This window comes from Rhizobium sp. L9 (assembly GCF_002531885.1).
GTDB lineage: Bacteria > Pseudomonadota > Alphaproteobacteria > Rhizobiales > Rhizobiaceae > Rhizobium.
Genome location: NZ_NWSZ01000046.1, coordinates 1 through 12,306 on the forward strand (window position 1 = coordinate 1; position 12,306 = coordinate 12,306).

Below are 12,306 nucleotides of genomic sequence, written 5' to 3' on the forward strand. Positions count from 1 at the left end.
TCGGTTCAGTACCTCGATCCGGAAGACGCTGACGACTCCACGACGGGCTACTTCCGCCTGCAGCGTTCGTTCTAATCTGGTCTGACTTCGGTCGATCAGGAAAGCCCGGCTCTCGAGCCGGGCTTTTTGCTTTGTGCAGGGTAGTGTTTGAATCTCTCAGCTGTCGGAAGCGAGACGATCGCACGATCGCGGAGCCCGCCACGCCGCGGTGGCTGGCGACAGATCGCCTCAGGCATAGGCAAAGGCCCTGGTTACATTCACCGCCGGGACATTTCGTGCCATGACTTTCAGATCCTCGCGGACCATCTCCGTAACCAGCTGATCAAGGCTGGTCTCGTGTTTCCAGCCAAGCTTCGTATGCGCCTTCGTCGGATCACCGATCAGAAGGTCAACTTCAGTCGGGCGGAAATAAGCCGGATCAATTTCCACCACACACCGACCGGATGACTTGTCATACCCCTTTTCCTCAACCCCGGTCCCACGCCAATCAATCGGCATGCCCACCTTGGCAAAGGCCTTGTCGACAAAGGCACGGACCGAGTGCGTTTCACCGGTCGCAAGGACATAATCCTCCGGTTCGTCCTGCTGCAGCATCAGCCACATCCCGCGGACATATTCGCGCGCATGGCCCCAGTCGCGCTGCGCATCCAGATTGCCGAGATAGAGCCTCTCCTGCAGTCCAAGATGAATCGCAGCCGCCGCCCGGGTGATTTTACGGGTCACGAAGGTCTCGCCGCGGATCGGACTTTCATGATTGAACAAGATACCGTTCGAGGCGTGCATGCCATATGCCTCGCGATAATTGACCACGATCCAATAGGCGTAGAGCTTGGCCGCTGCGTAGGGTGATCGAGGGTAGAAAGGCGTCGTTTCGCTTTGCGGGACTTCCTGAACTTTGCCGTAGAGTTCCGAGGTGGACGCTTGATAGAAGCGTGTCTTCCTGCTCAGTCCCAGGAGGCGAATTGCTTCAAGCAGCCGAAGTGTGCCGGTTCCATCCGCGTTGGCCGTATATTCCGGCGTCTCGAAGGAGACTTGCACGTGGCTCTGTGCTGCGAGATTATAGATCTCATCCGGCTGCGTTTCCTGAACGACACGGATGAGGTTCGTTGAATCGGTCATATCGCCGAAATGCAAGATGAACCGGGGATTCTCGACATGCGGATCCTCGTATAGATGCTCGATGCGGCTGGTGTTGAAGGACGATGAGCGTCGCTTGAGGCCGTGAACAATATAGCCCTTCTCCAAGAGAAACTCGGCCAAATATGCACCGTCCTGACCTGTTATACCCGTAATCAGCGCAACCTTGTTTTTATTCTTCACTACGGTCTCCGTAATTTGTTTCGGCGGAATCAGGTGTGAATGCTGTCCAGGTTCAGGTGAATTCGTGGTATTTCCTCAATGATTTCACAAACAATTCTGAATCGCTGAAGTTATACATGGCGTGTTGTTTCGGATTGACGTTGTTTATGGCAACGCAAAGCTCTGCGTTGCGTGCAGTCCTCAGCTGATGTAAGCAAAATTCGACGGCGCGACGGCTGGTCTTACCCCATTTAACCACCACGAGCGTTCGTTCTGCTAATGCCGTCAGATGCATCGTATCAGCCGAGGCGAGCACGGGTGCGCTGTCGAAGATGACGACTTGGCCCAGCGAGGCGGCCATCGAGATGATGTCAGCCGCATCCGTCATGCGGGCGCGCCGATGGAGAGTGGCATTGCCGGCCGGAATGAAGTCGATGCCGCTCGGATGGTGATCGATGATGTCCCGGATTCCAGCCTGTCCACACAGGAATTCGTTCAATCCCTGCTGTAGCTCTGACTTGAAAAACGAGTCGAGATTTCCGTGTCTGAGGTCGCCATCAACAAGCAGCACCGGACTCCCGTTGGCGGCGAGATCGATTGCCAGTGATCTGGCGACAAGCGACTTGCCCTCTCCGCTGTGAGCCGACGTCACGACAATACTGTTAGGCAGCTTTCCGCCGTTGGACTGTTTAAGCGAAGTTATGACGGAGCGAATTGCTTCGTCAAACATCCCGTCTTGAATGTACCCAAAGAGCAGAGATGGATCCCCCCGGTCCTTCCGTTTCAGGCGCGGGATGAATCCGGCCGGCGCAACGCGAGGCATTCCGGCCATCTGATCGAAGCTGCGGACCGAGTTATCCAGCATCTCGACCACGAAAGCGGCTGTTACCGCGATCGATATCGAAGCCAGGAGGGCGCCGACCAGATAGAAAAGTCGTCCGCGCCCCTGCGGCGCCAGCGGCACTGCTGCCGGTGACAGAACTTCCAGTTCCGCTCCCGGCAGCATGGCTTGCGCAGCCAAGCCGCGGCGCTGCTCCTCGAGCTTATCGAGCGCGGTCTGCTCCTTGTCAGCCATGCGCTGCAGTCGCGCCAGCTCCGTTTGCGCCAGGGCAGAGCGAGCGCGTTTCTCATGAGCAGCCGCCAAGGCCGACCGGACCGCGTCGCCTTCATGATCGAGCGCTGCAAGCTTGGAGCGGATGGATTGAAGGTATCGCTCGGCGGCAAGCTTGAGATCGCTGCGGGATTTGAGAATCTTCGCCCGCATATCGATCACGGCTTGGGCCGTGTTGCCATATGTCTCGAGAAGGCGTTCGAGATCTTGCTCCTGCGCACGAAGCTCCCGCTGCGTTGCGCCAATGTTGTCGGGAATAACCATATTCTGCAGGGCAAACGAGAGGTCGTCGGCCGCTTCCAGTGCAGCTATCGTTGATCTTGCTTCAGTGCGGCTTTGTTCGATTTTCGTTTGCCGCTCGCCCAGCTCCATTATCGACTTGATCTGTTCAACCTGATCATTGTCATTCGAAACGACGTCCATCGTTTTCTGATACGCGTCGGCGGCATCGCGTGCTGCTGCAGCGCGCTCCTTCTGTTCGGCGATACGCTGCAGAAGCCATTCTTCTGCCGCGTCCAGGCGCCCCCGCAGACCGTCCTTCCGCTCTTCGAGATAGATGCTGATGAGTCGGTTCGGGACCGAGGCCGCCAGTTGGGGGTCGCTCGCATCGAATCCGATCTGAATAACGTCACCCTGGCCATCGCGCCATACGCGCAATGCCTTGTAGTATTTCGGGATGATCGGCTCGATGCTGTTTTGTATCGGCCGGGATTGTTTTTCATTGTCAACCAGACCGCGCAGCATTCCTTGGATCCTGTCGATAAACGACCTCTCCCGCAGCGCCGGATTGAATTCGGCCCACTGATCGAGACGCACGTCGCGGATTACCCGCTCTGCAATGCTTCTCGAAAGAAGCCGTTCGGTCTCCGATGTGGCGTCCAGCGGATCGTTGCGGCCGGATTCCTCCGGGCCGAGTTTCGTCGCCAGAGGCGTGTGGATAATCAGCCGGGACTCGGCATGAAAACTCGGCTTCAATCCCGAAACCATCATTGCGGCGATCGCCATAAACAGCGTGATGATAGCCACGATCATCACCATCCTTCGCCGGATAAGACGCAAGCCCGAAGTGAGGTCAAAGTCGTCCGACCTGGTTTCTACCTGAAACCGGGGATCGTAGCGCATCGACGAGAGCGAGGTGTTGCGGTCTGGCGGGATAGTTGAAATGGTCATCGTTCACCAACCGACGTTTGAGGTTGCGCGGAGACGGCGTCGTAGAGTTTTTCCAGCGATCGCATGTAGGCCTTCATACTGAACTGATTGAGATAATGAGCTCGGGCCTTGGCCGAGAGGCGGTTGCGGATTTCCGGATCGCTGACGAGTTTGGCCAGCGCCGCAGCCAGGGCATCCTTGTCTCCGACAGGCACGAAGACACCCGTTTCACCGTCGGAGATGACCTCGCCATGCGCGCCGACGCGCGTAGTAACGACCGCAAGCCCGTGGGCGAGCCCTTCGACCACAGCCATTGCCAAGCCCTCGGCATGCGAAGGTAGGACCAGGATATCTGCCCGGGCACACAAGGCTTGCGCCTCGTCGGCGCCGAGCCAGCCCGGCATTTTTACCAGATCTGAAAGGCCCAGGGCTGCGGCTTGGCGTCGGTAGTCTTCCACAGGTCCGTCGCCTGCCAGCACGGCCCGCCACTGGAGCGCCTTCATAATCGGATGACTTAAGGCAAGCAGAAGCTCCCCAACGCCCTTGCGTTCGCTCAGTCGGCCGAGAAAGACGATCAAGGGCATCTTGCCGACGTGAACACTGCGCGCCCCGGGGTCGGGAACACAATTGCGGATGACGGCCACGCGGCGCTCGTCCACGCCCAGAAGCGTCGTTAGCGTCATACGGTCGCGCTGCCCCAGCGCTACGACCTGGTCGGCATGTTGGAACATCCGGCGTATGAGCATTTGTTGCCGTGGCGAGCGTGCGGCAAAGTCACTCGCATAGTCGTAATCGTGCAGGTGTAATATGTGAGAGCACCCGAGGAAACGGGCAGCCTCGGTAAGGATCAGTTTTCTTGCGGTGCTGCCGCGACCGGCGATATGGATATGGTGAATGCGTGCCGGAGCAATTATCCGATCCTTGGCCATCATCAAGATGGCGCCGAGCAGGCGCATCGGCGACGTAACCAAGGACCAGCGAGGCCCTCTGGTGTCGGTGACGACGTGCTTTTCGCCTGCCTCCTTCGCCGTGCGTGATATATAGCCGACCAGCCTGCCAATTCCGCCGCCGTTCTCGCAACCACCCGGGACATAGTGGCGCACGGTTGCTGCGGCATTCCGCACCGCTGTCCGATTCCCCTCCGTGAGCGTCGTCATTCGCATGCTCCGACCACCTCACGATAAACGGCCGCAGCCTGCGCCCCGACCTGTTCAGGCGAATTCGGACCTCTGGCCCAGGCGAGCGCGCTGGTTCCGAAGCTGCTTCTCAGTTCGTTGTTATCAGCCAGTGTTCGGATGGCGCTGGCGAGCTGTTCGACGTCCCCTGGCCGAACCACCATTCCCAGTCCGTTCGGCAGAACGGTGGCGCGCAATTCGCCGACATCGGTCACAATGACCGGTTTGCCAAATGCCGCGGCAAGGTTGAGTACACCGCTCTGCGAGGCTTCCGTGTAGGGAAGAACAACGATATCGGCATCCAGAAAAAGCTGGGCGACCTCCATATCCTCGATAAAGTGGTTGCGAATATCATAGCGGCCGGCTTCGCCCATAAGAGGCTGGAAGATCCAGGGATCATCGCCGCGGCCGGCGACCGTGATCCGCAGATTGGGGAGCTGGTCCTTCAGCATCGCCTCGGCACGGATCAGTTGCTCCAACCCCTTATAAGCAAAAATCCGCCCGAAAAGCAGGACGCGCAAGGTTCCATCTGCGTGGCGCCGCGTCATCTTGTGCTGTCGAGCAAGTTCCGCGTAGCGATGAATGGCCGGATGCGACAGGACATGGACGCACTCGGGCGATTTTGAATATCGCTCGAGAACCATTCGTTTCAGCCCCTCGCCATGGACGACGACATGGCCCGATTGCCGCACGATCAATCGCGGAGCCCAGGCCGGCAGCGTTCGGGTGTCGGAATCTCCGGGATGCACGTCAACATCATGGACGGTCGTCACGAGCGGGATCGGCCGCCAGAATGGCGCAGCAAAGTTCAGCCAGAGCGTGGAATTGCTCAGAAGGTGAATGACATTCGGCCGCTCGTGCCGGATGAGACGCGTGAGTTGGTGTAGGAACCAGGGATTGGAGAGCGATCGGTGCCGTGGCCAGTCCAAAAGGTGCAGATCGACCGCCGGGTCGAAAGAGGAGACAAGGTTGGCGTAGCGCCGACGCGGGACTGCGAGCACGACCTGCAGGTGTTGCGCAACACCGCTTGCGAAGGAGATGGTGTAGTCTTCGAGTTCGGAAACCAGCATCAGCGCCTTCATCGTGCCGACTCCGACAAGCTAACCGCCTGACCGCGTCGAGGAAGGTCGCGGGCTGTCCGCAATGCCTCGCGCATACGCCTCAGCAAGTTTGGTTCTCCGGCGAAAAAAAGACCTTCCGCGGCAAGTCTGAACCGGGTGCGTGCATCTGCGCCCTCCAGCCTGGCTGAGGCGACCCGATACGGAAAGTGATCGGTCAGACGCAGCCTTCCGGCTAAACCATGCGCGGAAAGAAACTGGTTCGTCGCGTCAACGACAGTCCGCCAATGGGCCATCCGCTTTCGCAGCATGGCGGCGTCATCGACTGGCCGATACCAGTTATTGTTGTGAATCCGGTAGAATCCGAGTGAATCCGACAGGGCGACAACATCCCCCAGAAATGGGTAGAGGCCCGTGAGCCAGGCATCGGCGGAAATGTGGAACTGCTCGGGAATATCTCCTGCCGCATCCCAGGCGCTGCGTCTTACAGCGATGGCTGACGTCAGTGGGAAGGGCCACCAGCCAGCCGATCTCGCAAGCCGCGACGACAAATCTCCCGAACACAAGGTCCGAGGAATTGGCTTGAAAACTATTGAGCCATCGGTCTGCGTTGGCTGAAGTCGGTGATAAACAAGCGATGCATGAGGATTCGACTGGAAAGCAGCGGCTGTTGCCGACAGCTTGCCAGGCGCCCACCAGTCATCGGCATCGAGAAAACAGAGGATGTCGCCACTGCTTGCTTTCACAGCGGCATTAATGGCGGCGGCCTGTCCCTGGTTCTCCTGGAAGAGCACCTTCACCTGCTTCTCATAACCTTCGAGAACCGAGCGCGAGTGATCGCTCGAGCCGTCATCGACGACGATGATCTCGGCATCAGACGCTCTTTGGCGCAAGGCGCTGTCGATCGCCCGAGGAAGAAAACAACCATAGTTGTAGTTGTTGATGAGGACGCTGATCGTCGGTCGCTCCATGACACCCCCTCTCAAGCGCGTTGCTGCGCGACACATCGGTACGCCGGAGCTGCGAATGCTCGTTCGTTCGGCAACGCGAATTGATGGAAAGAAATGAGAGGCGGACAGGGATCATTCTGCGCGATCAGGCCTTCGCCCTGAGCTCGTAGGATCACCACCGCAACGCGTGACGCTTCCGTTATAGTGCATACGAAACCAGGACCATGACGCAGAACCATAAGAATCCCAACCCTTCCAAGCGTCACCTGCCAACAGCCAGCTGCGCCAGAATTATTGCCTCGCTTCACCACCAACTGCAGCTCAGCGCGATCTTCGCGGTATGTTTTCATAGCCAAGCTACCGGCGATTGGTCACGGGTGACATCTGCTCTTATGGGCAATGCCGTTGGTCCAAGCACCAACTTTTGGGGGAGGGATAGGCCGTGAGCTTTAACCCAACCAACGTCCTTGGACGGTGGGTATGCGCGTTAGGCTTAGCTGCGCCTTCGTTTGCGTCAGTTGACTGGGGAGGTGGCGGGATGTTCGTTGGTAAGCAGCGCAGCTGTGAAAGGGGACCCATGTCTTTCCAAATTGCCGCGATCAAAAGCCTCTCATCTGTCCAGGCAAATCGGGACCGATAATGAGAGCCGATACGCTTAGAGCCGCGAATGGGCCGACCGTCAGTTGGCGAGCGATAGAGTGCTGGGGCGCGGGCTTCTGCCTTTTCCTTCAGACGGGCGCCCTTTTCCCGCTCATGCTGGCGGACGCCGACGGATCCCTTGGCGATCACGCCAGGTCTATATTGCGTCTGCTTTGTCTACCCGTATACGGCTTTACATTGTTGATGCTGGTACGGAATTTTCCGCACTTTCTAACGGCGCTCAAGCGAAATTGGTTTGTCCCCCTGATAGTCGCCATGCCGTTTGTGTCCGTCTTCTGGTCGGTGGGCCCATCAACGACATTCAGGCGCGCTATCGGCCTGCTCTTTACGGTGCTTCTGGCTTACGTGCTGGCGATACGCTTCACACCACGGCAGTTGCTTCTGCTGGCATTTGCCACCTTCGGAACATGCATAGTCCTCAGCCTGCTGGTCTTCGTGGCGTCGCCGGGTCTCGCTCGCATGCCGATGGACGGCGCCGTGCGTGGCATATTCATCCATAAGAACAGTCTCGGTTGGTATGCCGCGATGATGATACTGGTGTCAACGGCCGTTTTAATGGACGGTAGCCGGGGTTTACGGCGAACCGCTTTGCTTTTCTTGATCGCGGCTGGGGCCTGTCTCATGGGCTCCGGATCGATGACCGCGATCATTGCGACGGTATCGGCCTATTGCTTGATCGGGTTCTATTCCCTGTTGCGGCGGATCGGTGGCATCAGCCGCATCGTCCTCATCCTGTTTTTTGTCCAAATGTTCATGGGGCTCCTCCTTTTGCTTCACGAATTCCTGGTTCCATTCCTGGAGGCGCTTGGCAAGGATGCCACTTTGACGGGCCGAGTGCCCTTGTGGGAACTGGTCGATGGTCAGATTGCCGATCATCTGCTGCTCGGCTTCGGCTACCAGGCCTTTTGGACAGAGGCGAACCCCGAGGCCTGGATTATCTGGTCGAAGATCCAATGGATGGCTCCCCACGCCCATAGCGGATTCCGCGATACACTGCTGAACTTCGGAATAAGCGGAATGATTTTGTTCACTCTGATGCTTCTACAGGCATTGCGCCAAGGGGCGATCCTCCAATGCCGGGACCCGCACTATTGCTGGCTCTGGCTGAATGTCTTCACAGTCGTCATTTTGGTGATGAACATGACCGAGACCATCTTCCTGATCCAGAATGACGCGATTTTCGTTCTGTTTATGTCGGGCATCATCATGTTCTCTCTATACGAGCCCGTGGTTTCAACGAGTCCCGGCCAGAAAATGCGGGCATCGGCGCGCAGAAAAACGGCGGAGCTGCAGACTTGAGGCTGCATTTTGCACCGATCTTGAGCATTCTGTTTGCGACGCTCTTTCCGCAGCCGAGCAACCTGGCCTCAGTGACCTCGGACGCAGATGCGCCCGATAAGCTGCAGACGGCGCTTAGGGAAGCGACTTGCGCGGAGGCGTCGCCGGCGACCTTTTCCGACAGGCTGAAGGGGACTTCACTGAGCAATGTACCAACGGGCACATCTGCGGCCCGGGCGGTATTCTATGTTTCTCCTGATGGCAAGGACGGTTGGAGTGGGCGTCTTCCCAAACCCAATCCTCAGCATACCGACGGTCCTTTTGTCAGTATCGAGAGAGCTCAGGATGCTGCGCGTAAGAAGGGCGGCCAAAACACGATCGCGTTGGGCGGCGGGGACTATTATCTCTCTGAACCGATAGTCTTCGACGCGCGCGACGCGGGCCTGGTCATCACGGCGAGGTGCAACGAAGCGCCGGTTCTGCACGGCGGCCCGCTTATACGCAATTGGACGGCACAGACCGATGGCCGCTGGACGGCATCACTGAAGCTGCCTCCAGGCAGGGCCGTGGGCGACCTTTTCGTCAAGGGCGCGCTGCAGACGCAGGCACGCTTTCCCAACGCCCCGTTTGATGGAGATCCGCGCAAAGGATGGCTTTTTGCGGCCAAGTGCACAGAGGATGACGACATATGGCATGGCAATACGCGCTTTTGCTTCCATGCCGGCGATCTTCCGATCTCGAAAAATACGGCGGGGCTTGTCGCCCATATTGTCGGTGGTTTTAGCCCCGGTAGCCAATGGGGCAGTGACACCCTCCCGGTAGTTTCAATCGACACCGGCAACCGGACCATCAGCACCAGAGGCACTGCCTACTTCTTCACCGCGGAAGGCAGCCGCTATTTCCTGGCGGGGGCGGCGGCCCTGCTCGATGCTGCTGGCGAGTGGTGGTATGACCGCGCCAAGGAGCAACTCGTCTATATTCCGACCGATGGATTGCCAATCAGCTCTACGGCTGTGGCCGGCATCCTGCCGACATTCTTCAGGCTTGATGGAGCCGATGGAATGGTTGTATCCGGGCTCCAGTTCAGGGATGGGGATCCGCGCGGCAGCGGCAAGTTCGGTACCGACACCAGGAGCTTCGGTGCCATACGGCTCGACCGGGCGGACGGCGTCCGGCTGCTCGGCAATTCCATCGACAATGTCGGCGTAGGCATCCACGTTTCCGAGAGCAAAGATGTCCTGATTGCCGGCAACGTGATTGCGGATGTGGCCGGCAACGGGATTTATGTCGGCACGACCTATGGCACCTTCCTCAAATCGCACGGTGCGACCATCCTGTCGAACCACATCCATGACATCGGCAGGGTCTATTTCGAAACGGCCGGGATATGGTTCCAGGCTGCCGACAATGTCAGGATTGCTCATAATCTCATCGAAAACGCAGCCCAGTTCGGTATCGCCGGTGGCTCGCTATGGGGAGATCAGGACGCAGTTCATGACGCGATCATCGAACACAACGTGGTCCGCAACGCCAATCAGCAAACGGCAGACGGCGGCGCCATCAAGATGATGGGTGAACAGACCGACCCTTTGAACAGCAGCATTCGCTACAATCTCGTCACCGGAACAGGTCAGCTTATGAACAGGGTCGATGGGACATTCTGGCCCCCTGGATATGAAAATACCAGTGAATGGCCTTCTCCTATCAGTTGGGCGATCTATACCGACGGCAAGGCCAGTGGAGTGCGCATCGAAGGAAATACGCTTTCGGATAATATATCGGCGATCGGCATAAACGGCGGCTGGAGCAACCTGGTGACGGGGAACATCATTACCGGCGGATCTGGGGCTGCCTTTCGCGTCGATGACGGTACGGGCCGGGGGTGGCATCCGCCTTGGGCCGGCCCCAATCGCATCGAGGATAATATCGTGTCGGTCGACAGCGGCAATGGGTTGGCGGCATACATTTACGTGCCTGACCACAAGCTTGGATCGGTGCAATTCGCGCGTAATCGCTACAACGGCAATCTGAACGACAAGAGCTTCAGGATACACCCGGAGATCATGCCTTCGGGAGAGTTTGGCAGTCTAAGCGATCTTCAGAAGGCTGGGATCGACGTAGGCAGCGTAGCGTCGCACTCCAATTGACAAGAACGGCAACGTGACGGGCTATATCGCTGCTGGCGGGAGTATTGCGCTCCACACGAAGCTCAGACCACTCGCCGGCGGTTGCTCGGCGCAATAGCGCCCCGATCGTGACGCGAAAATGACTACTGCCGGCAAGAGCTATGACGTCATGGCTTCGGCGAGCGTGCCCAGAGCGAAAATTCCAACGGATCCTGCGCCACGACGAAGCCTGCGCCGACGCAGGTGCGCGCATCAAGTTCCCGGCGCGGAAGCCTGCTAGGGTTGGTTTGTCGGGCAGTTCTGACGGTTCGTCAGCCCAGTCATCTCGCCTGTTGGGTTAATCATCTCTCCCCCGCTTTATTCGCGCGCAGGTCCGCCCAGGCTTGGCGCGAGAGTGACTATCTTCTACGGCCTTGTGAAGGTCAAACCGCTCTTTCGGGGTCGCACTCATCAAAAAGAGCAACGCGGCAAGCCGTGGGGTACGCCGCCTTACTTCGAATATTGTAACTTATCTCGGCTGAAGGCGTAGGAATATGAAGTGTCTTCTACGTCCAATAGTTGGAACTGAAAGTATGGAGACAATCGCTCTGCCGGCATATTCTGATGACAGTTTAAATCGCGAAAGCGTAGGTCATGGGAAAGCAACCGACAGACAGAAGCCAAACTTCAGTTCTTAAACAAAAGGACTCCCTGGAATGGACTAATGTTCTTGGTGTTCGCATTTCGGCAGTTAATCTTAAAAGCGCGACCGGTTTTATTCAAAAAGGGATTGAAGACGGCAGGAGGGAATATGTGTGTGTTCGCGACGCACACGGTGTCGTCCGATGTCAAGATGACCCAGAGCTCCGGTCGATACATAACCGGGCATTCCTCGTGACCCCCGACGGCATGCCGTTGGTATGGGCGTTGAAGCGTGCTGGCCATGTGGACAGCGACAGGGTGTACGGACCTGATCTGATGTTGTCTGTTTTCGAGGCCGGTACATCGAAGGGAATACGCCACTTCCTTTATGGCGCAACGCCCGAGACGCTGCAGCACTTGCAGGCGCAGCTTCTCGCGAAATTCCCGGAAGCTGAGATAGCCGGCTCCTATGCACCGCCCTTTCATAAACTGTCACCGCAAGAGGAAGCCGATGTTGCGAACCGGCTCAATCGATCCGGCGCCGATATCATCTGGGTGGGGCTGAGCAGCCCCAAGCAGGAACTCTGGATGGCGCGCATGCGTGACCGTCTGGATGCATCGATGCTTATCGGCGTCGGAGCTGCATTCGATTTTCACGCCGGCCTCAAGCGGCAAGCTCCAAGGTTCATTCAAAGAAGCGGCTTCGAATGGGCCTTTCGTCTTTTGTGCGAGCCGCGACGGCTGTGGCGGCGGTATGCCCTCGTCGTGCCGACCTTCATCTCACTGACAGCATTCCAGAGACTGGGGCTTCGGAAGTTTCCGATCGAAGACGAGGTTTTTGGATCGAGTGCGCCAAAAGCAACAGCCGTAAAGGTGTGA

8 protein-coding genes are annotated in these 12,306 nt (G+C 57.9%); 3 read left to right on the plus strand and 5 right to left on the minus strand.

From position 1 onward, the window contains the following. Nucleotides 1-228: 228 nt before the first annotated feature. Genes gmd through CO660_RS30735 form a run of 5 tightly spaced genes read right to left on the minus strand, consistent with a single transcriptional unit; the run spans nt 229 to nt 6,763 of the window. Nucleotides 229-1,320 (minus strand): GDP-mannose 4,6-dehydratase, encoded by a 1,092-nt coding sequence (gene gmd / locus CO660_RS30715; protein ID WP_097601706.1) that lies wholly within the window; start codon nt 1,318-1,320, stop codon nt 229-231. Between the two features lie 52 nt (nt 1,321-1,372). Next, nucleotides 1,373-3,580, minus strand: a complete 2,208-nt coding sequence (locus CO660_RS30720) for a polysaccharide biosynthesis tyrosine autokinase (RefSeq protein ID WP_097601707.1) — start codon at nt 3,578-3,580, stop codon at nt 1,373-1,375. Then, nucleotides 3,577-4,722 (minus strand): glycosyltransferase family 4 protein, encoded by a 1,146-nt coding sequence (locus CO660_RS30725; protein WP_097601708.1) that lies wholly within the window; start codon nt 4,720-4,722, stop codon nt 3,577-3,579. The genes CO660_RS30720 and CO660_RS30725 overlap by 4 nt, the downstream gene beginning before the upstream one ends. Further along, nucleotides 4,713-5,816, minus strand: coding sequence for a glycosyltransferase family 4 protein (locus CO660_RS30730; RefSeq protein ID WP_097601709.1), 1,104 nt, complete (start codon nt 5,814-5,816; stop codon nt 4,713-4,715). Before CO660_RS30730 ends, CO660_RS30725 begins: the two co-directional genes overlap by 10 nt. After that, nucleotides 5,813-6,763, minus strand: coding sequence for a glycosyltransferase (locus CO660_RS30735; RefSeq protein ID WP_097601710.1), 951 nt, complete (start codon nt 6,761-6,763; stop codon nt 5,813-5,815). Before CO660_RS30735 ends, CO660_RS30730 begins: the two co-directional genes overlap by 4 nt. 618 nt (nt 6,764-7,381) lie before the next feature. Here CO660_RS30735 and CO660_RS30740 point away from each other — a divergent pair. From CO660_RS30740 to CO660_RS30750, 3 genes are all read left to right on the plus strand, one after another. Beyond that, the gene (locus CO660_RS30740; RefSeq protein ID WP_097601711.1) at nt 7,382-8,701 is read left to right on the plus strand and encodes an O-antigen ligase family protein; all 1,320 of its coding nucleotides are present in this window, start codon (nt 7,382-7,384) and stop codon (nt 8,699-8,701) included. Continuing rightward, nucleotides 8,698-10,827 (plus strand): right-handed parallel beta-helix repeat-containing protein, encoded by a 2,130-nt coding sequence (locus CO660_RS30745; RefSeq protein WP_097601712.1) that lies wholly within the window; start codon nt 8,698-8,700, stop codon nt 10,825-10,827. The genes CO660_RS30740 and CO660_RS30745 overlap by 4 nt, the downstream gene beginning before the upstream one ends. A 612-nt stretch (nt 10,828-11,439) precedes the next feature. Then, the gene (locus CO660_RS30750) at nt 11,440-12,306 is read left to right on the plus strand and encodes a WecB/TagA/CpsF family glycosyltransferase (RefSeq protein ID WP_097601713.1); all 867 of its coding nucleotides are present in this window, start codon (nt 11,440-11,442) and stop codon (nt 12,304-12,306) included.

What these genes read in the sequence shown, in the direction of transcription:
- CO660_RS30730 (WP_097601709.1), bottom strand. Translation starts at nt 5,816, where the DNA reads ATGAAGGCGCTGATGCTGGTTTCCGAACTCGAAGACTACACCATCTCC.
- CO660_RS30740 (WP_097601711.1), top strand. Translation starts at nt 7,382, where the DNA reads ATGAGAGCCGATACGCTTAGAGCCGCGAATGGGCCGACCGTCAGTTGG.
- CO660_RS30725 (WP_097601708.1), bottom strand. Translation starts at nt 4,722, where the DNA reads ATGCGAATGACGACGCTCACGGAGGGGAATCGGACAGCGGTGCGGAAT.
- CO660_RS30750 (WP_097601713.1), top strand. Translation starts at nt 11,440, where the DNA reads ATGGGAAAGCAACCGACAGACAGAAGCCAAACTTCAGTTCTTAAACAA.
- CO660_RS30720 (WP_097601707.1), bottom strand. Translation starts at nt 3,580, where the DNA reads ATGACCATTTCAACTATCCCGCCAGACCGCAACACCTCGCTCTCGTCG.
- CO660_RS30735 (WP_097601710.1), bottom strand. Translation starts at nt 6,763, where the DNA reads ATGGAGCGACCGACGATCAGCGTCCTCATCAACAACTACAACTATGGT.